The 26,696-nt window shown below is 57.0% G+C and carries 20 protein-coding genes and 3 pseudogenes; 14 read left to right on the top strand and 9 right to left on the bottom strand.

Annotated elements, in window-relative coordinates; all coding sequences use genetic code 11:
* Nucleotides 1-46: 46 nt before the first annotated feature.
* From BLM14_RS28870 to BLM14_RS28840, 7 genes are all read right to left on the bottom strand, one after another.
* Nucleotides 47-2,365 (bottom strand): Tex family protein, encoded by a 2,319-nt coding sequence (locus BLM14_RS28870; RefSeq protein WP_100003493.1) that lies wholly within the window; start codon nt 2,363-2,365, stop codon nt 47-49.
* A 72-nt stretch (nt 2,366-2,437) separates the two neighbouring features.
* Nucleotides 2,438-3,577 (bottom strand): Gfo/Idh/MocA family protein, encoded by a 1,140-nt coding sequence (locus tag BLM14_RS28865; protein ID WP_100003492.1) that lies wholly within the window; start codon nt 3,575-3,577, stop codon nt 2,438-2,440.
* Nucleotides 3,578-3,591: 14 nt separating this feature from the next.
* Nucleotides 3,592-4,338, bottom strand: coding sequence for a sugar phosphate isomerase/epimerase family protein (locus tag BLM14_RS28860; protein WP_100003491.1), 747 nt, complete (start codon nt 4,336-4,338; stop codon nt 3,592-3,594).
* A gap of 27 nt (nt 4,339-4,365) precedes the next feature.
* Nucleotides 4,366-5,463: an ABC transporter ATP-binding protein gene (locus tag BLM14_RS28855; protein WP_204252061.1), complete on the bottom strand. Its 1,098-nt coding sequence runs from the start codon at nt 5,461-5,463 to the stop codon at nt 4,366-4,368.
* On the bottom strand, nt 5,460-6,359 hold the full coding sequence (locus BLM14_RS28850; RefSeq protein WP_100003490.1) for a carbohydrate ABC transporter permease: 900 nt from the start codon (nt 6,357-6,359) through the stop codon (nt 5,460-5,462). The genes BLM14_RS28855 and BLM14_RS28850 overlap by 4 nt, the downstream gene beginning before the upstream one ends.
* Nucleotides 6,356-7,264 (bottom strand): carbohydrate ABC transporter permease, encoded by a 909-nt coding sequence (locus tag BLM14_RS28845; protein WP_100003656.1) that lies wholly within the window; start codon nt 7,262-7,264, stop codon nt 6,356-6,358. Before BLM14_RS28845 ends, BLM14_RS28850 begins: the two co-directional genes overlap by 4 nt.
* Before the next feature lie 66 nt (nt 7,265-7,330).
* On the bottom strand, nt 7,331-8,575 hold the full coding sequence (locus tag BLM14_RS28840) for an ABC transporter substrate-binding protein (RefSeq protein WP_100003489.1): 1,245 nt from the start codon (nt 8,573-8,575) through the stop codon (nt 7,331-7,333).
* 315 nt (nt 8,576-8,890) lie between these two features.
* Between BLM14_RS28840 and BLM14_RS28835 the strand changes: the two genes are divergently transcribed.
* Nucleotides 8,891-9,946 carry a LacI family transcriptional regulator gene (locus BLM14_RS28835; protein WP_100003488.1) on the top strand — a complete coding sequence of 352 codons (1,056 nt, stop codon included), beginning with the start codon at nt 8,891-8,893 and terminating at the stop codon, nt 9,944-9,946.
* Nucleotides 9,947-9,953: 7 nt separating this feature from the next.
* Here the strand turns inward: BLM14_RS28835 and BLM14_RS28830 are convergent, their stop codons facing one another.
* A complete protein-coding gene (locus tag BLM14_RS28830; protein WP_133123912.1) occupies nt 9,954-10,808 on the bottom strand; it encodes a PCC domain-containing protein in 855 nt (284 codons plus the stop codon).
* A 199-nt stretch (nt 10,809-11,007) separates the two neighbouring features.
* Here BLM14_RS28830 and BLM14_RS28820 point away from each other — a divergent pair, with 199 nt between their 5' ends.
* The 4 genes and pseudogenes from BLM14_RS28820 to BLM14_RS28805 form a co-directional block, all read left to right on the top strand.
* Nucleotides 11,008-11,847 (top strand): IclR family transcriptional regulator, encoded by an 840-nt coding sequence (locus tag BLM14_RS28820; protein ID WP_100003485.1) that lies wholly within the window; start codon nt 11,008-11,010, stop codon nt 11,845-11,847.
* A gap of 4 nt (nt 11,848-11,851) precedes the next feature.
* A complete protein-coding gene (locus BLM14_RS28815; RefSeq protein WP_100003484.1) occupies nt 11,852-13,465 on the top strand; it encodes an acyl-CoA synthetase in 1,614 nt (537 codons plus the stop codon).
* Nucleotides 13,466-13,626: 161 nt separating this feature from the next.
* Nucleotides 13,627-14,058: pseudogene (locus BLM14_RS28810) on the top strand (MsnO8 family LLM class oxidoreductase); the annotation flags it as partial.
* Between the two features lie 37 nt (nt 14,059-14,095).
* A pseudogene (locus BLM14_RS28805) lies at nt 14,096-14,510 on the top strand (galactarate dehydratase); the annotation flags it as partial.
* Nucleotides 14,511-14,539: 29 nt separating this feature from the next.
* Here the strand turns inward: BLM14_RS28805 and BLM14_RS28800 are convergent.
* Nucleotides 14,540-15,493 (bottom strand): nucleotidyltransferase and HEPN domain-containing protein, encoded by a 954-nt coding sequence (locus BLM14_RS28800; protein ID WP_100003655.1) that lies wholly within the window; start codon nt 15,491-15,493, stop codon nt 14,540-14,542.
* 1,160 nt (nt 15,494-16,653) lie between these two features.
* Here BLM14_RS28800 and BLM14_RS28790 point away from each other — a divergent pair.
* The 9 genes and pseudogenes from BLM14_RS28790 to BLM14_RS28745 all read left to right on the top strand — a co-directional run bounded on the left by BLM14_RS28790 (nt 16,654) and on the right by BLM14_RS28745 (nt 26,268).
* Nucleotides 16,654-17,529, top strand: coding sequence for a hypothetical protein (locus BLM14_RS28790; RefSeq protein ID WP_100003482.1), 876 nt, complete (start codon nt 16,654-16,656; stop codon nt 17,527-17,529).
* 324 nt (nt 17,530-17,853) lie between these two features.
* Nucleotides 17,854-18,671: pseudogene (locus tag BLM14_RS32885) on the top strand (T6SS phospholipase effector Tle1-like catalytic domain-containing protein).
* The gene (locus BLM14_RS28775) at nt 18,652-19,002 is read left to right on the top strand and encodes a hypothetical protein (RefSeq protein WP_133123927.1); all 351 of its coding nucleotides are present in this window, start codon (nt 18,652-18,654) and stop codon (nt 19,000-19,002) included. Before BLM14_RS32885 ends, BLM14_RS28775 begins: the two are co-directional and overlap by 20 nt.
* 461 nt (nt 19,003-19,463) lie before the next feature.
* Nucleotides 19,464-20,750, top strand: coding sequence for a plasmid partitioning protein RepA (repA, locus tag BLM14_RS28770; protein ID WP_162293274.1), 1,287 nt, complete (start codon nt 19,464-19,466; stop codon nt 20,748-20,750).
* Entirely contained in the window at nt 20,750-21,811 is a 1,062-nt protein-coding gene (gene repB, locus BLM14_RS28765) for a plasmid partitioning protein RepB (RefSeq protein ID WP_100003478.1), read from the top strand. Before repA ends, repB begins: the two co-directional genes overlap by 1 nt.
* A gap of 208 nt (nt 21,812-22,019) precedes the next feature.
* On the top strand, nt 22,020-23,333 hold the full coding sequence (gene repC, locus BLM14_RS28760; RefSeq protein WP_100003477.1) for a plasmid replication protein RepC: 1,314 nt from the start codon (nt 22,020-22,022) through the stop codon (nt 23,331-23,333).
* A gap of 481 nt (nt 23,334-23,814) precedes the next feature.
* Nucleotides 23,815-24,390, top strand: coding sequence for a hypothetical protein (locus tag BLM14_RS28755; protein ID WP_100003476.1), 576 nt, complete (start codon nt 23,815-23,817; stop codon nt 24,388-24,390).
* Between the two features lie 18 nt (nt 24,391-24,408).
* Nucleotides 24,409-24,777: a RidA family protein gene (locus tag BLM14_RS28750; RefSeq protein WP_204252064.1), complete on the top strand. Its 369-nt coding sequence runs from the start codon at nt 24,409-24,411 to the stop codon at nt 24,775-24,777.
* A 21-nt stretch (nt 24,778-24,798) separates the two neighbouring features.
* Nucleotides 24,799-26,268: a M81 family metallopeptidase gene (locus tag BLM14_RS28745; protein WP_100003474.1), complete on the top strand. Its 1,470-nt coding sequence runs from the start codon at nt 24,799-24,801 to the stop codon at nt 26,266-26,268.
* Nucleotides 26,269-26,696: the final 428 nt, after the last annotated feature.

Raw genomic sequence — 26,696 nt, 5'->3', positions numbered from 1 at the left:
TATGGCGACGCGCCTCCCGAGGTTCGGACGCCGCTGCATCGCAATATCACTTCTTGCGCAACGCGTCCGCAAGAGCCGCCCCGAAGGCGCCTTGCGCAGCCGGTTGTGGCTTCGGCGCTAGCGTCTGCGTGCGGGGCCGCTGATTGCTGTCGGCGGGACGCGGACCTCTCGGCGGCTGCGGGCTGCCGCCATCCTTGCGCATGGTCAAACCGATGCGATTACGCTTCACATCGACATCGACGACCCGCACCTTCACCACATCGCCCGCCTTGACCACTTCATGCGCGTCCTTGACGAAGCGATCGGCCAGTTGCGAAAGGTGCACGAGGCCGTCCTGATGTACGCCGATATCGACAAAGGCACCAAAGGCGGCAACGTTGGTGACGGTGCCCTCCAGAAGCATTCCCGGCTTCAGATCCTTGATATTGTCGATGCCATCGGCAAAGGACGCTGTCCTGAATTCCGGTCGGGGATCACGGCCGGGCTTTTCCAGCTCGGCAATAATATCGCGTACCGTCGGCAACCCGAAGCGCTCGTCGACGAAGACGCGTGGATCGAGTGCCTTCAACGCGCTGCCGTCATTCATCAGCGAGCGCACATCGCGGCCGCAGGCGCTGACGATCTTCTTGGCAACGCCATAGGCTTCCGGGTGAACGGCCGAAGCATCCAGCGGCTCTGTGCCGTCCGGAATGCGCAGGAACCCAGCGCATTGTTCAAAGGCACGCGGTCCGAGCCGGGCGACCTTCAGCAGATCGCGCCGGGTCCTGAATGGGCCAACATCATCGCGATAGGCGATGATCGCTTCGGCGAGCGAGCTCCCGAGGCCCGAAATACGGGCGAGCAGCGAAGCCGATGCGGTGTTGAGATCGACGCCGACGGCGTTCACCGCGTCTTCGACCACACCCTCCAGCGAGCGGGCGAGGCGGTACTGATCGACATCATGCTGGTATTGGCCAACGCCGATGGATTTTGGCTCGATCTTGACCAGTTCCGCCAGCGGGTCCTGCAGACGGCGGGCGATGGAAACTGCACCGCGCAGCGACACGTCGAGCCCGGGAAATTCGGCTGCAGCAGTCGCCGATGCGGAATAGACCGAAGCCCCCGCTTCGCTGACGATGACTTTTAACGGTTTTGGCGACGACATGTCCGAAAGCATGTCGGCGACCAGACGTTCGGTCTCGCGGCTGCCGGTGCCATTGCCGATGGCAATCAGCTCGATCTTGTGCCTGACGATGAGCTTTGCCAATTTAGCCTGTGCCCCGCGCACATCATTGCGCGGCGGGAAAGGATAGACCGTTGCCGTATCGAGCAGCTTGCCGGTGCCATCGATGACCGCGACTTTCACACCCGTGCGGATGCCGGGATCGAGGCCCATGGTAGCGCGCGAACCGGCAGGCGCTGCCAGCAGCAGATCCTTGAGGTTGCGGGCAAAGACATGGATCGCCTCTTCCTCGGCGCGTTCGCGCAGGGCGGTCATGAGATCGATGGAGAGATTGAGCGACAGACGGATGCGCCATGTCCAGCGCACGACCTCCGTCAGCCAGCTGTCGGCAGCACCGCCATTGGCCGGGATCGAGTAGGTGTCGGCGATCATGCGCTCGACCGGCTTGATGGCGGCGGTGTCTTCGGCATCAACCTCGAGGTCGAGCGACAGTATTTCCTCGTTGCGGCCGCGGAGCATGGCCAGCGCACGGTGGCTCGGCACGATTGCCCAGCGTTCGAAGTGATTGAAATAATCCGAGAACTTTGCGCCGGCTTCCTCTTTGCCCGCCACAACCTTGGCGCGCAGGATGGCACGATCTTTCATGTAATTGCGCAGGCGGCCGACAAGATCGGCATTCTCCGAGAAGGTTTCGACGAGAATATCGCGGGCGCCGTCGAGCGCAGCCTTCACATCGGGGACTTCGTCCGTCAGGAAGTCCTTCGCCAGTTCGGAAGGAATCGTGCGCCGGTCAGACAGGATTGTTTCCGCCAGCGGACCAAGTCCGCGTTCGCGCGCAATTTCAGCTTTGGTCCGCCGCTTGGGCTTGTAGGGAAGATAAATGTCTTCCAGCTCTGCCTTGGTGACTGCCCCGGCAATCTTGCCTTCCAGCTCGTCGGTAAGCTTGCCCTGGCCGCGGATCGACTCGATGATCGTGTCGCGGCGTGCATCGAGTTCACGCAGATAGATGAGGCGCTCGTCGAGTGTGCGAAGCTGCGTGTCATCCAGCCCGCCGGTGACTTCCTTGCGGTAGCGCGCAATGAAAGGCACGGTTGCGCCGCCGTCGAGGAGTTCGATCGCAGCATTGGCCTGTTCTGGCCTCGCGTTGATTTCGGCAGCGATAAGGCGAGCGATGCGGGCAGTCTTTGTAACAGTCACTGGCATTCCCATAAATCATAATCGGGCGGCCAACATAGTGGCGCCCGACCATGACCGCAATCGCCTGGGAGCGATGACTTAGTTCTTTTTCAACAGCGATTTGGCTTCCTTGATGCCAAGAGCTTCCGGCCGTGTGCAGCTTGTCTTGATGTCGATGAACTTCTTTTCCTCGCCTGAGCGAAGGATCGAAATCATCACATCAACGCCATGCAGGGCCCTTTCAAGCGAGCAGCGTATGTCGCGTCCCTGCAGGATGGCGACTGCCATGTCGGCGAGGCCAGCCGTGCGGTAATTGGCCATCAGGCCTGCCGCATGTTTCTGGTTGGGCGTTCCGAAAGGATGCGCCCAAGCCTTCACAGGCTTGGCCTTCTTGCCCGGCTTTGCCAATTTGACCTCGCCGCCGAAGAAATTCGGATCCGGAAGGAACAGCGAACCGTCCGTGCCGTACAGCTCCATATTGGGATGATGATGGGCCCAGACGTCCCAGCTTGCCGACAGGGTGACCGAAGCACCGCTTTCGAATTCAAGCAGCGCCTGAATGGTCGTCGGTGTTGTCACCTTGATGGTTTCGCCCTTGCGCGGTTCGCTGGAAATGGTGCGGGTCGGTGTGGCCATTGATGTCAGCGCCGCTACCCGCCTGATCGGACCGATGAGATTGATCAGATTGGCGATGTAGTACGGACCAAGATCAAGGATGGGTCCGCCGCCCGGGCGGAAGAAGAAATCCGGGTTGGGATGCCAGTGCTCCATACCATGGCTCATGACATGGGCCGTGCCGGAGGTGATCGTGCCGACCTGACCGTCATCGACTAGCTTGCGCGCCAGCTGGTGCGCACCGCCGAGATAGGTGTCGGGTGCGCAGCCCGCTTTCAGGCCTTTCTTCGCGGCGAGTTTCTGCAATTCCAGACCGTCCTTCAGCGACAGCGTCAGCGGCTTCTCCGAATAGAGATGCTTGCCTGCAGAGAGAATCTGCTTCGAAACATCGAAGTGAGCATCGGGGACTGTCAGGTTGACGACGAGATCAATGTCGTCACTGGCCAGGAGGCCATCAATGCTGCGTGCCTCGACACTGTATTCGGATGCACGTCCAGTCGCCGCTGCCTTGCTAATGTCGGCGATGGCACGGATTTCAATCCCCTTGAACAGCGGGGCAAGTCTTAGATAGGTCGTGGAGATATTGCCGGCACCGATAATGCCGATCCCAAGTGCTTTAGCCATGTCTGTGTCTTTCTTCAGAATGCCTTGACGGTCGCGATGGAGCGGCGGGCGAACCGCTCATCGTCCGATGGGTTGTCGTGTTCCATGATGAAATAGCGGACTGGGGTACCCTTCAGGACCGTTATCAGGGCTTTCCAGTCGACGGTTCCGTAGCCGACATCGGCCCAGCCATCCTCATTGGTGTTTTGACCGGCGGCCGCGATGTCCTTGACGTGCACGGCGCTGATGCGCGAGCCATAGTTCTCGATCCATTGGAGTGGATCGCCGCCGCCGCGGATGATCCAGGCAATGTCCGCTTCCCAGGATATGCTGGGGGCTGCATCGAAGATCAGCTTTTGCGGGATCGAGCCATCGGCAAGTGCCTTGAATTCGAAGTCGTGATTGTGCCAGCCGAAAATATATCCAGCCTTGCTGTAAGTGGCGTGTGCCGCTTCCAGCCGCTTGCCGAAAGCCGACCAGCCTGCCGCGTCCGTGGGGCGCAGGTCCACAGCCAGATGCGGGCAGTAGATGGCCTTCATGCCGAACGTACCGGCGATATCGAGGACCTTTTGCTGCTCGGTTTCCAGCAGGTCGATGCTGAAATGACCTGTAGGCATGGTGAGGCCATTTGCATCGAGCGCAGCCTTTGTCGCGCGGGGATCGGCATAGACGCCGCCATAGCCTTCAACCTGCGCATAACCATTGCGCTTCAACATTTCCAATGTCTGGTCGAGTGGCGGGAAATTGCGGGAGCTGTAGAGCTGGTAGGAAAGGTCGGTCACTTTATTTCTCCATGATGCTTGGGAAGTTTAAAGCCGGTCTTCGGTCTCGGCGTCGAAGAGGGAGGCCATGGCGGGGTTGAAGGTCAGGAAGACTTTCTCGCCTGGCTGGTAGCGTCTGCCGGAATCGACGCGAACTGAAATCGCTTTTCCCGCGACCTTCAACCAGACGAGGCTGTCAGCGCCCATCGGTTCATCCAGGTCGACGATGGCCTCGCAGGAGCGGCCGGCGGGGCCAGGCGTATCACTGATGATGATGTGTTCCGGACGGAAGCCAAAAATGACGGAATGACCAGGCGCCAGGGACTGCTGTGCCTCATAGCCAGCCAGCGATATGTTCAAATCGGCGGCCTTGAAGACCGGCGAGCCGTTCGTCCCGGTGATCTCGCCCTTCAGGAAGTTCATGGCGGGCGAGCCGATGAAGCTCGCGACGAATAGATTGCGCGGCCTGTTATAGATGGTCAGCGGGTCATCTAGCTGCTGGATCAACCCGCCCTTCATCACGGCGATCCGGTCTGCCAGCGTCAGCGCTTCGATCTGGTCGTGGGTGACGTAGATCATCGTATTGGCAAGCTTGTGGTGCAGCCGCTTGATCTCGACGCGCAGTTCGGAACGCAGTTTCGCGTCGAGATTCGAAAGCGGCTCGTCAAACAGGAACACGTCGACATCGCGCACCAATGCGCGGCCGATGGCGACACGCTGCCGCTGGCCGCCGGACAGTTCGGCGGGCTTGCGGTGCAGCAGGGGCCCGATCTGCAGGATTTCAGCAGCGTGAGCAATTCGCTTCTGGATTTCTGCCGCAGGCAGTCCGGCGACCCGCAGCCCGAAGGAAAGGTTTTTCTCGACGGTCATTTGCGGGTAGAGGGCATAGGACTGGAACACCATGCCGATGCCGCGATCCTTCGGCTCTTCCCAGGTGACGTTCTTGCCCTTGATGAAGATCTGTCCGTCGGAGATTTCCAGAAGCCCGGCAATGCAATTGAGCAGCGTGGACTTGCCGCAGCCGGATGGGCCGAGCAGCACGAGGAACTCGCCATCTGCCACCTCGATATTGAGATCCTTCAGGACGCTGATGGAGCCGAAATTGAGCGAAAGGTCCTTGATCAAAACACTGTGCAAAATGGTCATCCTTTTACGGCGCCAGCGGCAATGCCCCTGACGAAATACTTGCCTGAAAAGAAATAGACGAGGAGCGGCACCGCGCCGGTCAAAATGGTCGCGGCCATGTTGACGTTGTATTCCTTCACCCCTTGCGTCGAATTGACGATGTTGTTGAGCTGTACCGTCATCGGGAAATTCTTGGTGCCGGCAAAGATCACGCCAAAGAGGAAGTCGTTCCAGATGCCGGTTACCTGCAGGATGATTGCGACCACGAAGATCGGCAGGGACATGGGCAGCATGATCTGCAGGAAGATGCGCCAGAAGCCGGCGCCATCGACACGCGCAGCTTTGAACAACTCCGGCGGCAGCGAGACGAAATAGTTGCGGAACAGCAAGGTGAGGATGGGCATTCCGAAGATCGTGTGGATGACGATGACGCCGGTCAGCGTTCCGAATATACCGAGCTCACGCGTGATGATGACGAGCGGATAGAGCATCACCTGATAGGGAATGAAGGCACCGAAAATGAGCACGGTGAAGAACAGCTCCGAGCCCTTGAAGCGCCAGTTGGACAGGGCATAGCCATTCACCGACGCGATGATGATCGAGAGGATCACGCTCGGGATCAAGATCTTCATCGAGTTGAAGAACCCGACCTTGATCCCCTCGCAATAAAGGCCCGTACAGGCGCTGTTCCAGGCGGTCGCCCATGGCTGGAAGGTCACCTCGACCGGCGGCGAGAAAATATTGCCGAGGCGGATTTCCGGCATGCCTTTCAACGACGTCATGACCATGACGTAGAGCGGGATCAGATAGTAGATCGCCGCAACGACCAGCACCGAATAGATCATGATCGACGCGGGCGATACGAAGCGCTTGGGACGATGGCCACGCGGTTCAAAGCTGGGGAGACTTGAACTCATTTCGAAGCACCTCCACTGCGGTTCCGGGGGCGAAATTCCAGCAAAGCCCAGGGCACCAGGATGATGAGGACAGTTGTGAGCATGATCGTCGAGGCGGCGAGGCCCTGGCCAAGATTGCCGCGTGAGAACATGAAGTCGTAGACATATTTGGCGGGGACTTCGGAGGCGATGCCAGGGCCGCCATTGGTCAGCGCTACGACAAGGTCATAGACCTTGACGATGGTCGCGGAAATGATGACCAGCGTCGTGATGAAAACGGGCCGCATCATCGGGATGACGATGAAGAGGTAGGTCTTCCACGTCGGAATCCCGTCAACCCGCGCTGCTTTCCATATCTCGTCATCGATGTTTCGCAGGCCGGCCAGCATGAGCGCCATGACCAGGCCCGTGCCCTGCCAGAGACCGGCGATGACGATGGCGTAAATCGTAAAGCGGCCATCAGTCAGGATCGGGAAATTGAAGGTTTCAAAACCCAGGTCCCGGACGACCTTCTGTACGCCAAAGGTTGGCGTCAGAATCCATTGCCAGACAAGGCCGGTGACGATGAATGACAACGCATGAGGATAGAGAAAGATGGTGCGGAACGTGTTCTCGAAGCGAATTTTTTGATCCATCAGCGCAGCCAGGATGAAGCCCAGCACGAGGGAGAAGGTCAGCGATAGAATGCCGAAGATCGCGAGATTCTTCAGGGAAACAGTCCAGCGCGAAGTCCGGAAAAGCCGCACATACTGATCGAAGCCGACGAAATCCAGCGTTGGCAGGGAACGCGAGGACGTAAAGGAATAAACCACGGTCCAAAGCGTACAGCCGACAAAGACAACAAGCACGGTGATGATCATCGGCACAGCCGCGACTTTGGCGTTCAGATTGCGTAGGGGGGCAAACGGGCGTCGGCTCACGGACATCTCCAAACCTTTCGGCTCATGCCGGCCAGAACTGGCCGGCATATCTCAGTGCGATAGGTTCAAGGTCTATTTTGCTTCGCTGATAATCTCGACGAAGCGCGCTTGCGCATCCTCGACCGTCATGTCCTTGTTGGCGAAGAACTCGGTGTTCAGATCCTCGAGCTGGCCTTGTGCGTCGGACGAGAAGGCCTGTTCGACCGAAGGCAGCACATTGTTGCCGTCGGCAAGGATCTTGATACCCTTCTGCATGCAGGCATTGGCCGCCTCCATGTCGATATCGCCGCGGATTGGCAGCGAGCCCTTGGCGAGATTGAAGGCCACCTGGGTTTCTTTGGAAACAAGCATGCTGGCGAGTTTCAATTGGGCCTTGGCCACGTCAGGATCCTTGTTTTTGGGGAAATAGAAGGCATCGCCGCCGGTATCGAGAACGGGATGAACACCGAGACCCGGCAAGCAATCATAGTCGGTACCTGCAACTTTCCCGGCAACGCCGAATTCGCCCTGTGCCCAGTCGCCCATGATCTGGCCGCCAGCCTTGCCGGTCAGCACCAGTGAGGTGGCCTCGTTCCATTGCCGCCCGACATAGCCCGGATCGGCAAGGCCACGTGCCGCGGCAAATGCCTCCCAGACTGCTTTCATTTCCGGCCCGGCAGCGGCATCCTTGTCCTTGTCCACCATGATTTTCATGTAGAGGTCTTTGCCGCCTAGCGTTGCCAGCATGACGCGGAAGATGCCGTCGACCTGCCATGCGTCGCCTGTGGCCAGCGGAATAATGCCTTTTTCCTTCAGCTTTGGCGCATCGGCGACAAACTCATTCCAGTTGGCCGGAACCGCGGCGCCCGCTTCCTTGAAGGCATTGGGGTTGATCCACATCCATTGCCACGAATGGATGTTGACCGGAACGCAATAGATCTTGCCTTCAAATTTGCAGGCGTCGAGCAGCTTTGACGGACGGATGAAATCGGCCCAGCCTTCCTTGGTTGCAAGTTCGGTCAGGTCGGTCATCAGCCCGGCTTTGACGAGGTCTTCGGCATCGCGGCCGGTGTTGAGCTGGGTGGCTCCCATGGGATTGCCGCCGAGAATACGACTGACAATTATCGGGCGGGCAGTGGTGCCGCTGCCGGCGATGGCGCCGTCGACCCATTTGTCGCCGCCGAGCTTGTCGTAGGATTCGGCCAGAACCTTAGCTGCGGCCGCTTCACCGCCCGAGGTCCACCAGTGGGTAACTTCAAGGTCAGTCGCGCCGGCATGGCCGGCGGTAAAGAGCAATGTTGAGGTGGCCAAAGCAGTAAGAATTGAACGGTAACGCATCGCATCCTCCCAAATCTGAAACGTTACAGGTACGCTAGTGCAAAGTTCCCCTCTATGCAATTGCCATATGGGACTTTTTTGCTCCTAGCGTTCGGTGAACCTACCGACGCTGCAAAAAATGACAGGAAATTCAGGGAAATAATCACACGTTAATAAGTATTTTATTGATAACTGGCCGTGATTTCGGTTAGGGTCATTTTGATCGAAGGCGATAATTGCATCGAACTCACGGCCGAGAAATTTGTATTTCTTCGAAAATATTGAAACGATACAGATTGGCAGCATTATGAAGGATGGCCTGACGGCCAATTGGAAATGAAAGCGAAGGAAGGCAACCAGAAGCCCGCGGGAGACGCCGTCGAACTCGCGGAAGGCGAGCGGCCGACCCTGAAGACGATTGCCTTCATGGCCGGTCTTGGCGTCACTACGGTTTCCCGTGCGCTCAAAGATGCGCCGGAGATCGGGCAGGCGACCAAGAATCGGGTTCAGCTGATCGCCAAGCAGATCGGCTACCGGCCCAATCGCGCTGGCGTCCGCCTGCGCACCGGCAAGACCAATGTCATCAGCCTGGTCCTCAACGCGCAGTCGTCGATCATGGGACTGACGTCCAACATGGTCTATGGCATTTCCGAAGTGCTGTCGCAGACACCCTACCATCTGACGGTCACGCCCTATTCGCTGGAGAACGATCCGATGCAGCCGATCCGCTACATCGTCGAAACCGGCTCGGCAGACGGAATCATCATGTCGCGTACCGAACCCGATGATGCACGCGTTCGCTATCTCACCGAGCATGGCATTCCCTTTGCAACGCACGGCCGCACCGAAATGGGCATCGAGCACCCGTTCCATGACTTCGATAACGAGGCCTTTGCCTATCTCTCCGTGAAGAGCTTGCTGGCGAAGGGACGGCGCAAGATTGCCATGCTTGCCGGGCCTTCGCCTGCGGTTACCTACTACCGCCACCTTGATCGCGGTTTTTCGCGTGCCATTGAGGAAGGTGGCGCTGCGGGGGTTGCCTTTTCCGGCATCGATGTTGATACCTCGCTTGGCCGCATCCGCGATCGGATGGAGGAGATCATGTCGGGATCGAACCGTCCGGATGGTATCGTCTGTTGCAGCGGCGGCGCGTCCATCGCTCTCGTTGCCGGTATCGAAGCGGCAGGGTTGAAGATTGGCGAGGATGTCGATCTTGTCTCGAAGCAATCGACGGACGTGCTGCAGTGGTTCCGCCCGCAGATCATCGTGTTCAATGAAGATGTCCGCCATGCCGGGCGCGAGCTCGCGAGAGCCGTGCTGCGGCGTATTGCCGGTGTCGATGCGCGGGAATTGCAAAGTCTGAGCTATCCCGACGAACACGAGCTTCGCTGACGAAGGGTCAGGCTTCTTCCAGGCAGAGCTCGAATGTGATGCAGACGGGATTTTCTCCGCGCAGGAGGGAGCCGTGCGTGATGTTGCCCTTGGTATCGACCATGGCAATTTCCAGAAATGTCCCGGGCGATTGAGCAGAGACGAAGCCATCGGTTACGAAGACTTCAGTTGCGATATCCTCAACCCTTGAACCATCCATATAGCGGGCGCCAATGAGACTGCCGATGCCGCCGCGCAGAAACGCCTTGGCAATTCCATGCTTGCGGCAGATCGCTTCAAGGGCCTCGGTGATGTCCTCATTCGGACCGACCCGGGTAATCACCGTGCGCGCCCCCTTGCTCCCGGCAAGAGGCTCCGCCGGCACAGGATGAAACAGGGTAAAGGCCGTTTCCTCGTCTGGCTCCGACACCATCCGCACTTCCTCGACGCCCCAGGCGGTTACGTGGATCGGCCGGCTGACGAGTGTTTCGTGTGGAAGGATATGCCCGGCGCAATGTTTGCCGTCATGTTCGATCCATATCGCATGGCAATGGATGAAGGGGGCGCCGTCACGCTCGCCAAAAGTAGCATTGCCATTCACGAGCCGCGTTTCGCCAGCTGGCGAAAAAGTCTCGCTGTACCAGGCAGCATGATAGCCGTCGGTCGAGAGCGCAGGCATCAGGTAATGGAACGGGGCGAACGCGCCACCTTCGAGGACAAGGGCAGCTGCCCCGATCTTGCTACCGCTGAGCTGACGGGCAATGGCCGCGTTGAGGCTGAGGCCAGGCTCCAGGATGAAGTCAAACTTTCGTCCAACGCCCTCGAAGCTTTCGAAGCGCTCAGCAGCCGCGTGGCCGGGCTGCTGCAAACGGGGCTCAGGCACAGGCAATCGCCGGAAAAATGCGTTCGTTTCGGATCGGAAACGTAACGGCGTCCATCAGGTCATCCATATTTCGAATACGTTCTCCTTCGCTCCAATCAAAAAATCTTAATCGAACGCAGCATGCTTGCAATCGATTTTGCTGCATAGTTTTATAACGTGATAGAGTGATCCATAATGTGGATCGATAAAGAGCGCGGATATGGAGCAAAAAGTTTCAACGAAAGGTCTCAGCGGATCCCAGAGCGTCGACAGGGCGCTCGGTCTCTTGAGCCTCGTCAGCTATTTCGGGGACGTGGGCGGTGCACTGAGTGACATCGTCGAGCAAAGCGGCCTCAACAAGCCAACCGCGCGACGTCTGCTGCTTGCCCTCATTCGTTCCGGTTTGCTGGAACAGGATCCCCTGACCCGGCGCTATTATCTCGGTCAGGAAGCCTATGTGCTCGGCACGCTTGCCACACGGCGTTACGGCCTTTTGCAGATATCGCGCGACAGTCTCAATTTCCTGTCCGCGAAGACGCAGGACACCAGCTTTCTGTCAATTCAACGCGATAATCATGCGGTTTGCCTTCACCGGGAAGAGGGCACTTATCCTATTCGCACGCATGCCTTGCAGGCAGGCTATCGTCACCCTCTGGGTGTCGGAGCCGGATCTCTCGCCATTCTTGCCGCAATGCCTGATGACGATATTGAAACCATTCTTGCGGCCAATGAGACGGAACTCCTGGCCGAATTCCCGGACCTTGCTCCGCCGCAGATCCGCGCCGATATCGCGGCGGCGCGGGAAAACGGCTTTTCTCTCAATCCGGGGCGTATTCTCGCCAATTCCTGGGGTATTGGCCTTGCCATCCGTTATCCAGACGGACGGCCAGCAGGCGCACTCAGCATTGCGGCTATCGATAGCCGCATGCAGCCGGTACGGCAGGTGGAACTGGCGTCTCTGATGCGAGCAGAGGCAAAGAAGATCGAGGCGCGGCTGGCGCATCTCCAGCCGCTGCATGACCGGCCAGCACGTCCTGTCGCTCCCATAGCCAAGAGGTGAAGCCATGACGCACAAGAACCGACTGGTCATAGAGCCCATGTCGAAGCGGGTCATGAATCTTTCCGGTTTTCTCGTGCAATCGGCGCGGCGCTTTCCTGACGAAATCGCCTTGGTCTGGGGCGAGAACTCATGGACCTGGTCGCAGATGCAACGCAGGGTCAGCGCCATGGCTGCCGCTTTGCAAAGGGAATTCGGTGTTGTCATGGGTGACCGGATTCTCGTCCAGTCGCAAAATTGCAACCAGATGCTCGAATCGATGTTCGTCTGCTTCAGGCTGGGTGCTGTCTGGGTCCCAACGAATTTTCGCCAGACTCCCGACGAAGTTGCGTATCTTGCCCAAGCGAGTGGTGCGAAAGGCATGATCTGCGGCCATTTGTTCCCGGATCATGTGGCCGCCAGCCGAGAGGCAAGTCCGGAACTGAAATTCGTTATTGCTACCGGCAAAGCGGAATTTGGTGAAGACTACGACGCCATCATCGATCGTTTCGATGGCGAAACAGTGCCTCTCGCCGCTGTTGAGCACGATGATCCGTGCTGGTTCTTTTTCACCTCCGGAACGACCGGCCGGCCCAAGGCTGCGGTACTGACTCATGGCCAGATGGGATTCGTGGTCACCAACCATCTGTGCGATCTGATGCCCGGGACGACACATCGGGATGCCTCGCTTGTGGTCGCGCCGTTGTCGCATGGCGCGGGTATTCACCAACTGACGCAAGTGGCGCGGGGAGCGAAGACCATCCTGCTGCCAACGGAAAAGTTCGATGCCGCAGAGGCTTGGCGTCTCATCGAAAAATGGCGGGTGAGCAACATGTTCACGGTGCCGACGATCCTCAAGATGCTGACGGAACATCCTGCTGTTCATGCGCGGGATCACTCGTCGCTGCGTTATGTAATCTATGCCGGTGCGCCTATGTACCGGACCGATCAGATCCACGCATTGAAAACGCTGGGATCGGTCATTGTCCAATATTTCGGGCTGGGCGAGGTAACCGGCAATATCACCGTGCTGCCGCCGGCTGAACATCACGTGGAGGACGACGCTGATGCACGTCCGGGCACCTGTGGTTACACGCGCACCGGCATGCAGATATCGATCCAGGATGACGCCGGCAATGAAGTGCCGTCCGGTATAACCGGCGAGATTTGCGTCATCGGTCCGGCGGTTTTTGCTGGCTACTACAACAATCCCGAGGCCAATGCCAAAGCCTTCCGGAATGGCTGGTTCCGCACCGGTGATCTCGGTCACATGGACGCGGCAGGGTTTCTCTTCATCACGGGGCGGGCGTCGGACATGTATATTTCCGGGGGCTCGAATGTCTATCCGCTGGAAATCGAAGAGAAGATACTGACGCACCCGGATATCCGTGAAGCAGCGGTGATCGGCATTCCGGATCCGGTCTGGGGTGAGGTGGGGCTTGCGGTCTGTGTACCCCGTCCGGGCAGCGCACCGGATGCGGACGACATCATCGCCTGGCTCAGCGGCAAGATGGCACGCTACAAATTGCCGAAGCGTCTTGTCTTCTGGCCAGACATGCCGAAATCAGCCTATGGCAAGATTGCCAAGAAGCTGATCCGCGAGGAACTGATCAGGCGCAATGAACTGGACGGCCCGCTCTGATCCGCTCGAAATCGGGCACTATTTATTTCTTTTGTTCCCCGGAATTTTAGCAACACGTTCTTTGACCAAACGCCCGATTGGATAAAATCTGGTCGCCTCTGAAACGAAGTCTCATCCGATAGTGGATGTTCGCTTCAATCGTATGGAGGCCATACCCCAAAATGGGCTATGAACTGAGTCTGCTCGACAAGAGCCCAATTTTCGAAAACGAGACCGCAAACGCAGCGCTGAAACGCACTGTGACTCTGGCGCGCCAGGCGGAACAGTGGGGGTTTCATCGCTTCTGGGTGGCCGAACATCACGACACGCCAGGCCTCGCAAGTTCCTCGCCCGAGGTGCTGATCGCCTTCCTGCTGGCCAATGCATCGCGGATCCGTATCGGCTCCGGCGGTGTGATGCAGCAGCATTACAGCCCCTACAAGGTGGCGGAGAATTTCAATGTTCTGGCGGCACTCGCGCCCGACCGTGTCGATCTCGGTGTCGGCAAGGCGCCCGGCGGTCTGCCCTTCCCGACACGCGCTCTGCAAGGGCTGCTTCCCCGGCAGGAGAAACAGGATTTCGCCGCGCAATTGGCACAGCTGAGTGCCTTTCTTATGACACCTTGCCTTCCGTTCATCCGCTTGCAACACCGCTGACCTGATACAGCCTGACATCTGCGTCGTTGGCGGCATCAGTGAAATGCGACGCATCGTGGACGCTCGCCGAAGCTTACTTCGTGGGTATCGCGCCCCATAATCCCATGGGCCCGTTGGCGACTGCGGTCAACGTTCACTTCTCGGCAGCCGCTCAGAACTTCCGCATACTCGAATACCGGCTCCCGAAGGGCCAAGCCTATGTCTACGGCGGCAACGATATAGAGAAGCGGCAGGATGAGACACGTTACGTCGTCGATCCCTACCTACCAAAAGACGGCTACCTTGAGCTCAGGCCCGATCGGCCTGGCTGGGGTGTCGAAATGGACGAAAAGGCGATGGCTGAAGAAGGCTACGTTCATTGGCAAAGGCGCGTTCCAAAACGGCCAGATGGATCTTACGCCTTTGCCTGAGGGTGCTGTCGGCTCGGTGCAAACGACTTTTAGCCGCCTGAAACGGCACGCTTGCTGGCTGTAGATGGCGTCTCGTCGCGCTCTGCGCGCTCCAGCTTCTCGAGATGCTCCTTGCAGATTGTCTCGACGAGTTCGTGTAGAACTTGTGTGCGTTCTCCGAGCCAGACAAGCGCTTCCTCGCTGATCTCGTAGTGTTCTGAGTACCGTGCTTTGACGTAGGCTTCGTTGATCGTATTGAACCATGCGCGGTACCTTTGCTGGTCGCGTGGCCAAGCCTCCGCGAGACGTCTGTCTCGCCCCTCTGCCAAAGTGCGGAGGAAATTCAGATTATGTGATGCGGGGCCGTAATTGGTCAGGGTCAGCAGCAGGGCCGAATAGGCGTTCTCAATGGCTTGATGCAATTCAAAAGCTGCGTGTTTGGGACGCCCTCTACTCAGCACGTAGCTAGAAGCATCCAAGAACCCGATTGAGGCAGCATATCTGTTTTGGAAATGTCGTTGTGCTATCTGAAACTCATCGATTGGAGATAACGGCCTCGGCTCCGCCAAGGGTTCGTCATCAAGCTCGTAAAGGACTATGCCTTCGCGGCGAATATCTGAGAAAAAGTACTGGCCTTCCTTGAGCGCCGTGTTCACTTCACGCCTCGAATGAACGATGAAGCCGATCTGCGTGGTGACGCCGCGATCGTGTAATAGCCGGTCGGCTGCCTTGTACCAATAGCTGGCAAAGTCGGTCAGCTTCCTGTTGTTGACGATGATCAGCAGGTCATAGTCCGAACGATAGCCTTTCATGGTGTGCGGCTCATCCACCCAGTCACCGCGGGCATAGGATCCGAACAGGATGATCTTGAGGATGCGGCCTTTCTTCTTGAATTCGGCTGTCCCGTCCTTCAACGCGTCTTGAAGTTCCTCAAGCAGGATCTCGACAATACGGGCAAGCTCGCGCTGCTTGCGTTCGGGCAGATGATCGAGGCTGGATTTCATCATAGAGCGGAGCGCTTTCGTTATCAGCTTTCAGTCATCCGGAGGTATCGCCTTCCTACTGGGCAAACCGGATACATAGCCAAATCCTCTGTAGCATCCGCTTCCAATATATCGCAAGAAGAGCAGGGTACTGCCATATCGAGCGCGTGTCGGCCAGAGCGAATGCAGTTTAGGCTCGGGGGCGCCGACTTTGGCCGCTGGCAAGGCAATCCCATTGCCCGAACCGCCTGGCAGCCATTTGCAGATCGATGAGCCCAACGGTTCTCGTGGCGGCAATACTGATGGCGATTGAGCAAACAGCAATCGCGCGCATGCATTCCAAGACGCCGAACTCCGGCCACAACATCTTCCGAATGAACATCGGGGAGTGACGAATTTGCCCAGACGATCCTCGCAAGCTCAAACACCTCTCTCCCTCTTCAGGCTCTGCCGAGCGTCCTTTCGGGCCCGCCTTGGGTGGACGCTGCCGCGATTTTCAAACTCAGGACGACGATCAAGCCTGTCATTTCGCCTCGCCCGTCATGCTTCCGGCTCGCTTCATTTGGCTTGATTATATGTGTTGCGTTTGCCGTTTCATCCCGTCGCACCATCTCAAACGAAACCCATTCTGGTGTCTGGTTTTCGCCAGGACGCTCGGGACAACGGCTCACTTCTGATCTATAAGCCTATCTCCGTCGCGCCTTCTATCTGATTCCAAGCTGACCTTCGGCTCGACCAACGAGGTTGGTATTTGCCTTGGTCTGATCGCTTGGGATAGAGTTCGCTGCTATAGGCTTCTAAATGGCAGGATAGGACTTCTGGTGCCAGAAGTGCGTTTCGCCCGCGGGGCGATAAAAGTACTGAGCTCTTTCAGGAGGGATGCGAGGATGGTTTTGCTGCCGTAATTCTCAGATTCTCAAACTATCAGACAATGAGATTCTGAGAATCTCAGACTCGCATATCGTCGGAATCTCAACCTCTATCAGACGAAGCAGAAGAATGCCCGTCCGCCTATGTCCCCGGCCTGCGGCCCGGCGGCGGGCATCGCGAAATTGCTGACGAAGAAAGGTACGAAAACCTCTTGGCATGGATGGCTTTTCACTATCCGCATCTGCTGCCTCAATGACAGCGGCGGCCTTCGAACTTGCCATCAATGTAAATGAAGCCGCCGGGAGGCCGTGGTGACCGGACAAGCATATATCATCCTAACCGGCGACGGTAATGAACTATGGGACAGATGTCTCGGCGAAAGCCTCGTGGCTCTCGGATACGACCGGGCCTATTACGACGCCTGGAAGAGCGGAGACTATGACGCGTTTCTGGCGCTGGACATGGCCGCGCCCCGCGGTACCCCCGAGAGCGAAATCAAAGCCGGTGCCACGTTGTGGTTCAATCGCGCCACCCGGCTGTCAGAAAGCGCTGGGGATATCTGGTTCCACCGCCAAGGCAACGACCTTTACTGGGCGGAGAGCACATCAGCGCCACCCGTATTCCATGAGTACGGTGACAAAGTGATGATCGCAAAGCCCGTTACGGGATGGTCGCGGCGTAATAGGGGCGGGATCGCGCTAACCTGGAATTCCATTCACCCGAGAGCAAAAGAACAGCTCGTCACCCAGCAGGCAATGTTTCGTGTCGCGACGGAAGACATGAAAACGTACCTCCTCGCGCTGGTCGGAGGAGAGAGCCTGTCACACTGGCATGACCGTAAGGACTGGAAAGAAAAGCTTGGCGATGGCAAGCCGCTCGGAAGAAATCTCGGGCAGACCGAATTTGCGATAGCGCGGATGATGATCCCGATCAGAGATACGGTGCGAAATTCTAATGGCCAGCAGGTTTTCACAACACTGAGGGATAAGAAACTCCTGTGTTCTGAAGCAGAGATGAAGGCACATCTCGAAGCACTGATGCGCGATCAGAATGGGCTGTGCGCTGACTGCCGATGCATCTGGATGGTCAGGAAAACATGGAACCGGATATGTTGGCATCCGCCGACCGTATCGACAGCAACGGGCATTATCAGATCGGCAATGTTCAACTTGTCTGCCGCCTCGTGAACATGTGGAAATGCGCTCAAGAAAATGGAAAGTTCGTTGAGCTGCTGGCCAGAATCGTTTCCCACCGTTTAGCGGGTACGGACCCTGCGATCTGAACAGATTTCGGACGTACAACTCGTTGCGTCACAATCAGGAATAGCAAAACGCTCGCGGCAAGCCACGCAGTACTCGTTCCGGCGACTTTCTGAACATTTTGGTGCCATCTGTTAGAATGACACATGCAAAAGTTTGGTGATTCGATCGTCCTGAGTGCCTCCGACCTGGTTGGACACCTTTATTGCGGGCACTGACCGGTCTGGATCGCGCTGATTCTGGGGAAATGGCATGCAGACAAACCGCACTAAACGAATTGCCATTTTCCTTGATGGCACTTGGAATGTAACTGGCGACAACACCAACGTCTGGCGGCTCAAGTCGCTATGCGCAAAGCAGTCAGCCGACGGAAAAGCACAGGTCTTTTACTACGATAAAGGTGTCAACGGATTCTGGGGAGGCGTGTTTGGGAAGGGCCTGGCGGACAATGTCGTGGAAGCTTACGAGTGGCTTGTCGATAATTACGAGAACGACGATGAGATATATATATTCGGGTTCAGCCGTGGTGCTTATACGGCCCGAAGTCTTGCCGGGTTCATAGCAAAATATGGGATTCTGAAACCCGGTGCGCCTTTAGGCGTCGGCAAATGTATGACCGCTACAAGCGCGCGAACGACAAGACGATACGACAACTGATCCAACTGGCTCAAGAAGCACAGCTCCAAAGTGCTACTCTCGAAGAGAAGTGGATGCTGAAATACTCCATTGCCGCACCCATAAAGATGGTGGGCGTATGGGATACAGTTGGCGCTCTTGGCATCCCCTTCTGGAGCATTCAGGGACTAAGTCGATCCACATTTCAATTCCTCCATACCGGTTTGCGCGTTCCTATTGAAAACGGCTATCACGCCTTGGCGATAGACGAGCACCGCGCATCCTTCTCGCCCACACTCTGGTCAGTAAAGAGCACTACTCAAGCTGCCCCAAGGCTTCTTTCCAATGTTGAGCAACGATGGTTTGTAGGCGCTCATGCCAATGTCGGGGGGCGGCTATCACAGCGATCTGCTGGCGCAAACCCCGTTAAACTGGATGATGGAAAAAGCACGTAATCTTGGACTAGGCTTCCGGGATCGGGTTGACCTCGATACAAATTCCTATCAAGCGCCGATCGCCGATTCCTATAAAATGTTCATGGCCGGCAATTATTCGCGTATAAAGAAGCCGTTTGACCGTGTGATAGGCGGAGAACCTGTAAAGGGCGATGATTTTACAGAAAGTAATATCAACGAAACGATCGACGGATCTGTTTTTGACCGTTGGCGCGCCGACCCAAACTACCGACCTCCAAGTCTTATTCGTTGGGCAAACTCACGTGCCGTGGATCTGACCACGATCTTGGGTGCTGTCAGAGCAGATCCGTCACTTGAAAAAGTAGGCTAGCTGGATGATGGAGCCTTCTGCCGGATACGAGAAACGAGGGGCTGCAACCCGACACTATTTACCGAATGGCCATCCGCGATGGTGTTGATGCTATCAACACATCCGTCTACGCGTGCATTTATCGCCCCCAGGGCCGCGGCTAAAATTTCATGTGTGAAGTCTGCTTATACCTCAAGTCATCGAAGGACTTGGTATGCGCTTCGCTGAAATTCCTGCCAAAATGGTTAATTTGCGTTAACTATAAAGTTCTTGACGCGACTCGGTTCTTTCCTCAGTTTGGTTACGGTTTTGAGGGGTATTGGGTGAAATAAGCGTTACAGATATTTTGCGGTGTTAGTGCCGCAAAGCAGCGTTAAATTGTTGTCCAGCGTTACCCCTTTGGTTTTTCTATCGAATCGGCGCATCCTTTCCTTGCGTCGATACGATTTGATTTAACAGGCGCACAGGATCAACACGTGACCATGATGAATGCGGTACAGACAAATCAACCGGATGGCGTGCAATTGCCGGCCGCGCCATCGCTGTCTGTTCCCCTGTCGGCCGACCGCGCCATAGCGGCGGATGCGGAGATGCTGTCGGCGCAATTGCAGGCGATGCGCAGCCGCTTGTTTCCGCCCACGGCACAAAAGACCCTTCGCAAATTCACCAGTGGTGAAGCCGCTAAGCTGATCGGCGTCTCTGACGGCTATTTGCGTCAGCTTTCGATTGCTGGCGAAGGCCCCCAGCCGGAGACCGGAAGCGGGGGACGCCGGCTTTATACGTTGGCTGAGATCAATGCACTGCGCCGCCATTTGGCGGAAGCCGGTGGTGCCAAGGCGAAGACCTATCTGCCGCATCGTGATCCCACCGCCAACGAACATATGCAGGTCATCGCGGTCACCAATTTCAAGGGTGGCTCGGGCAAGACGACCACCAGTGCGCATCTGGCGCAGCATCTGGCCATGGCGGGCTTCCGGGTCCTTGCGGTTGATCTCGATCCGCAGGCTTCGATGTCTGCGCTGTTCGGCTATCAGCCGGAACTGGACCTGACGGGCAACGACACGCTTTACGGTGCGATCCGCTATGATGGCGAACGTCGTCCTTTGCGCGATATCATCTGCAAGACCTATTTCGATGGGCTCGATCTTATTCCCGGCAATCTCGAATTGCAGGAATTCGAACATACGACACCGCAGATGCTGGCCGACCGGCAGCATGGTGCGCAGCAGAGCGTCGAGCAGCAATTATTCTTCGCGCGCGTTCAGGCCGCGCTGGACACGGTGGCAGACGACTATGATGTCGTCGTCATCGACTGTCCGCCACAACTCGGTTTCCTGACGCTTTCAGCGCTTTGTGCAGCGACATCAGTGCTGGTTACCGTACATCCGCAAATGCTTGACGTTGCGTCGATGAGCCAGTTTCTGTTCATGACAGCGGATTTGCTTGCTGTAGTGCGCGAAGCCGGCGGCGAACTCAATTTCGATTTCATGCGCTACCTGATTACTCGCTTCGAGCCCAACGATGCTCCTCAGCAGCAGATTGCCGGATTCCTGCGCTCATTGTTCGGTGACCGCGTTCTGACCTCCTCGGTGGTGAAGTCGACGGCTTTCTCGGACGCCGGTCTGACCAAGCAGACACTTTATGAAGTCTCCCGCGACAGTTTCACTCGGGCCACTTACGACCGCGCGATTGAATCGCTGACTTCCGTCAACTCTGAAATCGAGAGCCTGATTTTCAAAGCCTGGAATAGGCCGGGGGTGAGGGCGTGATGATGGCAGACAAGAACCGCCGGGATCAACTGAGGGCATTGTTCGGAACTGTGGAGGCAATCCCGGCACCCGAGCAAACGCCAGCCGAGACTCCTCCAACGCAACACAACACGTCCGTTGAACCGCTAAAGCCGCGAGCCGCTTCTGGCGCTGTCAAAGCCATGGGCCTTTCCCTGGGTGGTATCTCGCGGGAAATCGAGGACGCCCGACGGTTGAAGGAAAGTTTCGAAGGCACTGAACGTGTCGTCGATATCGAGCCAGCGCTGATTGAAAGTTCCTTCATCGAAGATCGGCTCAGTCACGCGGCCGGACTTGATGAAAGTTTCGAAGAACTGGTCGAAAGCATCAGGGTGAACGGCCAACAGGTGCCAATCCTGGTTCGGCCGCATCCGGAAAAGCAAGGGTATTATCAGACTGCTTACGGTCACCGCCGTCTGCGTGCGGCGGCCCGCGTGGGCAAACCTGTACAGGCCATTGTCCGCGACCTGAGCGACGTACAATTGGTTCTGGCGCAAGGCAAGGAAAACACCGAGCGGCGCGATCTCTCGTTCATCGAACGTGCCTTCTTTGCCCGCAACCTTATAGAACGCGGCTTCGAGCGCGGATTGGTGCAGGATGCGCTGTCGCTCGACAAGGCGGAGATGACGCGGTTCCTGCAGGTGGCAGCAGCTGTTCCGGCCCCGATCGTAAGGGCCATCGGCCCGGCGCCGAAAATAGGCCGTCCACGCTGGATCAGGCTTGCGGAATTGCTCAAATCGGAGAGCGCGCGCCAGGCAGCGCTGAACGAGATTGCCCTTGATGCGTTCAAGGCGGCGGACAGTAATTCGCGTTTTAACCGGATTTTCGAGCGACTGTTGAGACAGGTGGAACCTGTCGCAATGCCGGCGCGAGAAGTGCCGAGTGCTAAAATCAGAGACGTCGAAATCAGTTCTATCGCGCAATTGCGTTCGGACAGGGGACTACACGTCCTCACCTTTACCGAGCATGCGCCGAACGGGTTTGCGGAATTTGTCGCATCGGAACTCGATAAGCTTTTAAGCCGCTTCGAGAACCAGGGCTGAGGCCCGACATCGTTGAGTTTTGTGTAAGCGTTGAATCAAGCGAGAAGAGAAAAGGAATAACGGCAAGAAAAAAGGCCCCCAGAACGTTACCGCCCCGGAAGCCCTCTTCAATGTAGCAATTCGAGAGAATCACTTCCACGCAGACTTGTCAAGAGTCGGACGCGTTCCGGCAACAGCTTTTGCTTGCCTCAATTTGAGGTAGAGAAACATGACTGATCGTTTTGCAACGACGCCATTTGGCAGGCGATCGCTATCGCACGCCATGTTTGCGGTGCAGGAAAAGACGGCCCGGGCTCGCGAGAAACTGGCGGGGGCCGATAGAAATCATCCCGAAAAATGGACGCTTTTGCGATCCTTGACGGAAGCCCGCGCTGCGTTCTTTCTTTCTGACCGGACCATTGCCGTTCTGGAAGCGCTGTTGAGCTTTTATCCGGACACATTGCTCGACGGCAGCACGCCGCTGATCGTCTTTCCGTCCAATGCGGAGCTCTCCATGCGTACCCGGGGCATGTCTTCCGCGACGATCCGCAGGCACTTGGCAACGCTTGTTGAGACAGGCCTGATCATTCGCCGCGACAGTCCCAACGGCAAACGCTATGCACGGCGAGGGGAGACTGGTGAAATTGAGAATGCCTTTGGTTTTGACTTGTCGCCGCTGGCGCTGAGGGCAGATGAAATCGAAGGCCATGCCGTAGAGGCACGAGATCTGGCACGAGCCATTCATAGAGTCCGCAGCGAGATCACTATTCATCTGCGCGATATCTCCAAGACCATTGATGCTGGTTTAAGCGAAGAGCGTCCTGGCGACTGGGAGAACTATGCGGATGAATTAGCCTCCCTTTCGGGGCGTGTGAGCCGCCATCTGCCATTGGAAGCGCTTCAGGCCCGCTGTAGCGCGCTCACAAGCTTGAGGATCGAGGTAGAGAAAGCCTATTTGGAATCCTTGTCAGATAAAGAAATGAGCGCCAGTGACTCTTCTTTTGAGCACCATATTCAGAATTCAAATTTAGATCACCAATTTGAAAGGGCTCAAGAAAAAGGCCAGAAGCAAATGGCTGGGCAACAACGTGAAGATACAGAGCCCGGCCGAATAATCGCATTGACCAAAATGCGCAAACGTCTGGAAGCGGCGCGGCGAACCCAAAGCCTGGGCCACACTGGTAGCGACGCTGACCGGCTGAACCTTGAAACGAAATCCGTTCCGATGCCGTTGGAGGCGGTGTTGAGCGCCTGTCCGCAAATCAGGGATTATGCCCGCGATGGCATCGGGGATTGGCGTGACCTGATGCAGACGGCTGGACTTGTCCGGTCAATGCTGGGCGTTTCACCCGATGCGTGGGAAAGAGCGCGCGAAGCTATGGGCGAGATCAATGCAGCGATCACGATTGCCGCTATTCTTGAACGTGTCGGTGAAATCCGTTCGCCCGGCGGTTATCTACGGGCACTGACAGATAGGGCCGAGATTGGCCAGTATTCGGTGCTTCCAGTGATCAAGGCACTTAGAGGAGAAAGCCGTACGTAACGGCAGCTCCTATTGCGGCAGCCAAGCGGGCACCTGCGTGATCGCGTTCACGTTGATGCCCTCCCTGACGGCCGTGCCAGACGGCGTTGGCTCAAACGGAACAGTTCCTGCAAGTTTACTTGTCGACCCGTTTCGTTTGCTGTCACCCATTGCCCTGGGCACGGTAGAAACGGAAGAGATTGAACCTTGCAATTATGCGTTGCAGGGAATACGCATGAACGGACCGGCACCTGTACTTGCAGCGACTCGCATCAGCTTTCGATGCATTACGACCGCGCGGGAATGGGAATTTTGAAATTGATTATAACGTTGCGTGGCATTTCGATAACAAGCAGAGCGCGTTGATTGATACTTAATAAGTGAATTGAGTGATCATTGCCGGGCTCGTCATGAGCACATTCCAGCTTTGGGTTCCATTCACCGGATGTTCGCTCAAAAGTATACTTTATCGATTTTTCATGCGTTTTTAGGAACGAGTTCCATGAATATTGTGGACAGAAACGCAAAACAACGTCCTGACAATTTACTTCGGAATAATTTCGGTATTCCGGTGATCGCGATTGTCGGGCTGCCGCTTTTGGCTCTGTTTGTCGCGTTGTTTCTTGGATTCGGACTTGTTCTTCAGAGCCAGCGGACAGATTTGACCAGGACCTATTCCGAACGCACGGCCGAATTCCTCGCCCGCGATCTTGCCAATCAGTTGGGAAAGCTGCTGACACCTGCGGCGCAATATGTTGATAACCTGGCAGCGACGATTAAGCGGGCTGAATGCAAGACAGCAGATTGCATATTCGCCATAATCCAGATGCAGCGCGCGAATCCCGGCGCTGTTCCCTCACAGATTTTCTACATTCGTTTTGGTGGGAGGAGCGGGCATGTCTTCAGTATTTTTAAGGTTGCTGAGAACGATCAAGGTTTTTCCGGCACGGTCAAGACGTCGGAACCGGACCCGAACCAGCTTGTTGTTCTGGAACCCGGCAAACTGCCTAGAGCCAAGCCCTACAATCTGTTCACGCGGGGATGGTATCAGGGCGGTATGATTGATGCCGTCAAGTAATCGGAAACAGGGACTCTTATCATGACCAAACAACATTTCGGATTGTCGCATGTGCCGTTGTCGCCGGCGGTGCGGGCCGGGGATTTCATCTACATCTCCGGTCAGGTTCCGGTTGGCGGCGACGGAACGGTGATCATCGGGGGGATTGAAGCCCAGACGAAGCAGGTGATGGAGAACATAAAGTCCGCGCTGGCATTGGCGGGTGCCGAGCTCTCCGATGTGGTGAAGACCTTCGTCATTCTTGAGGACGCGCGTGAGTTTGCCGCCTTCAACAAGACCTATGCCACCTATTTCCCGGAAAATCCGCCAGCTCGTACCACCATCGAATCCCGGCTGATGATTGACATCAAGATCGAGATCGAAGCCATCGCCTACAAGCCCCTCTGATACACAGTCTGAAAGCATATTATGCGCATTTTTACCGCCTCCCTCGCGACCGAAACCAATACATTCTCCCCGGTGCCAACGGACCGCGCCAGTTTTGAGATGGCCTTCTACGCCGGACCTGGTGACCATCCGGAAACGCCGACACTGTGCTCGGCGCCAATGGTGGTGCTGCGGCGCCGGGCAAAAGCGGAAGGCTTCGAACTGGTCGAGGGGACGGCAACCTGGGCGGAGCCGGGCGGACTTTTGCAACGGCAGGCCTATGAAGGTTTGCGTGACGAGATTCTCGGTCAGCTGCAGGCGGCAATGCCGGTCGATGGCGTTATCCTCGGCCTGCATGGCGCCATGGTGGCGCAGGGTTACGACGATTGCGAGGGTGATTTGCTTGAGCGGGCACGCGGCATTGTCGGTCCCGAAATTCTCATTGCCTCGGAACTGGATCCGCACAGTCATCTCACCCTCAAACGGGTGGAGAACTCCAACATTCTTGCCGCCTTTCTCGAATTTCCACATACGGATTTCTATGAGCGCGGCGAGCATGTGGTCGACCTCGCCTTGCGGGCTCTCCGAGGTGAAATCAAACCGGTGATTTCTACCTTCGATTGCCGCATGATCGGGGTCTATCCGACGAGCCGCGAGCCGATGCGCTCCTATGTGGATCGCCTGAAAACGCTGCAAGGCCAGGATGGGATCCTCTCTGTCTCGCTCATCCATGGCTTCATGGCGGGAGATGTGCCGGAACTCGGCACGCAGCTCATGGTCGTTACCGACAATGACGCGGAGAAGGGCGCCAAACTGGCTGAGAAACTCGGTATGGAGCTGTTTGCGATGCGCGGGACGACGGCAATGCCGATGCTCGACACCGAAGCCGGGCTTGACGCGACGGTTGCTCTTGCTGCGACCAAGCCGGGCAAGCCCGTCGTGGTTGCAGATGTCTGGGACAATCCTGGTGGCGGCGTCGCCGGCGACGGTACGCTCATCCTGCGGCGGATCATCGAGCGGGGTATCGGCAACGTTGCCGTGGCGACGATCTGGGACCCGATTGCGGTAACGTTCTGCCTGGCTGCAGGGGAGGGTGCATTTATCCAGCTGCGTTTTGGTGGCAAAGCAGGGCCCGATGGCGGCGCACCCATTGATGCTCGTGTCGAGGTAGTTAGGGCCGTGGAAGAAGGCTGGCAGAGCTTTGGCAAGAGCCGAGTCACACTCGGACCCGCGGCGGTCGTTCGCCTGGAAGGAACTGATATCGAGGTGATCCTCAACACCAACAGGACGCAGACTTTCGAACCGGATATCTTCTCCAATTTAGGCATCGATCCCCGGTCGAAGGATATCCTGTTGGTCAAGTCAACGAACCATTTCCACGCGGGTTTCGAGCCGGTCGCAGCCGAGATCATCTATATCGACGCCGGTGCGCCCTATCCATCCAACCCGAAGAGGACCGACTATCGCAAACTGTCGCGCGAAATCTGGCCAAGGGTGGAAATGCCGTTCTGATTATCAAAGAACAGGGTGTGGCTTGCCCTTGCCACGCCCGCTTTTTACGTCTGGCCATTGAATGGTGGGAAAGGGCGATCGTCGACGCGCGTCTTTGTAGAAGTATAATGCGATCCGAAGACCGCCCGTCCGGCGACTTTTGATCGCGTCCGTTCCGCCTGGGGGGCTCGGCAGGTTCGGTCATCCCTTGCGGGTAACCATCGCCGCCTTCGCCCCTTAAAGTGCTCGTCCAGCACACGCCGGTCGTAGTACCGGCAGGGGAACCCTTGGACGCAACTTCCCCCGGACGGCGGGTCCGTTACCCGCCATCGGAGGCGCCGATCCGATCCCCGCTTCGAACGGCTCCGGAAGCAGTTCCCCGTGGAAAGGACGGGAGAAGAATAAACGAGGTTTGCAGGTGTTGGATAAGTTGGCGTGGTTTCTTTTGG

It is taken from the genome of Phyllobacterium zundukense (genome assembly GCF_002764115.1).
GTDB classification, from domain to species: Bacteria; Pseudomonadota; Alphaproteobacteria; order Rhizobiales; family Rhizobiaceae; genus Phyllobacterium; species Phyllobacterium zundukense.
The sequence above is the reverse complement of the archived record's forward strand: the minus strand, read 5'-3'. Positions and strand labels throughout refer to the sequence as shown.

Excerpts from the sequence above, each read along its gene's own strand:
- BLM14_RS28870 (WP_100003493.1), bottom strand. The coding sequence starts at position 2,365 with ATGCCAGTGACTGTTACAAAGACTGCCCGCATCGCTCGCCTTATCGCT.
- BLM14_RS28800 (WP_100003655.1), bottom strand. The coding sequence starts at position 15,493 with ATGAAATCCAGCCTCGATCATCTGCCCGAACGCAAGCAGCGCGAGCTT.
- repC (WP_100003477.1), top strand. The coding sequence starts at position 22,020 with ATGACTGATCGTTTTGCAACGACGCCATTTGGCAGGCGATCGCTATCG.
- BLM14_RS28815 (WP_100003484.1), top strand. The coding sequence starts at position 11,852 with ATGACGCACAAGAACCGACTGGTCATAGAGCCCATGTCGAAGCGGGTC.
- BLM14_RS28755 (WP_100003476.1), top strand. The coding sequence starts at position 23,815 with ATGAATATTGTGGACAGAAACGCAAAACAACGTCCTGACAATTTACTT.
- BLM14_RS28775 (WP_133123927.1), top strand. The coding sequence starts at position 18,652 with ATGATGGAAAAAGCACGTAATCTTGGACTAGGCTTCCGGGATCGGGTT.
- repA (WP_162293274.1), top strand. The coding sequence starts at position 19,464 with ATGATGAATGCGGTACAGACAAATCAACCGGATGGCGTGCAATTGCCG.
- repB (WP_100003478.1), top strand. The coding sequence starts at position 20,750 with ATGATGGCAGACAAGAACCGCCGGGATCAACTGAGGGCATTGTTCGGA.
- BLM14_RS28845 (WP_100003656.1), bottom strand. The coding sequence starts at position 7,264 with ATGTCCGTGAGCCGACGCCCGTTTGCCCCCCTACGCAATCTGAACGCC.
- BLM14_RS28820 (WP_100003485.1), top strand. The coding sequence starts at position 11,008 with ATGGAGCAAAAAGTTTCAACGAAAGGTCTCAGCGGATCCCAGAGCGTC.
- BLM14_RS28745 (WP_100003474.1), top strand. The coding sequence starts at position 24,799 with ATGCGCATTTTTACCGCCTCCCTCGCGACCGAAACCAATACATTCTCC.
- BLM14_RS28855 (WP_204252061.1), bottom strand. The coding sequence starts at position 5,463 with ATGACCATTTTGCACAGTGTTTTGATCAAGGACCTTTCGCTCAATTTC.
- BLM14_RS28850 (WP_100003490.1), bottom strand. The coding sequence starts at position 6,359 with ATGAGTTCAAGTCTCCCCAGCTTTGAACCGCGTGGCCATCGTCCCAAG.
- BLM14_RS28840 (WP_100003489.1), bottom strand. The coding sequence starts at position 8,575 with ATGCGTTACCGTTCAATTCTTACTGCTTTGGCCACCTCAACATTGCTC.
- BLM14_RS28865 (WP_100003492.1), bottom strand. The coding sequence starts at position 3,577 with ATGGCTAAAGCACTTGGGATCGGCATTATCGGTGCCGGCAATATCTCC.
- BLM14_RS28835 (WP_100003488.1), top strand. The coding sequence starts at position 8,891 with ATGAAAGCGAAGGAAGGCAACCAGAAGCCCGCGGGAGACGCCGTCGAA.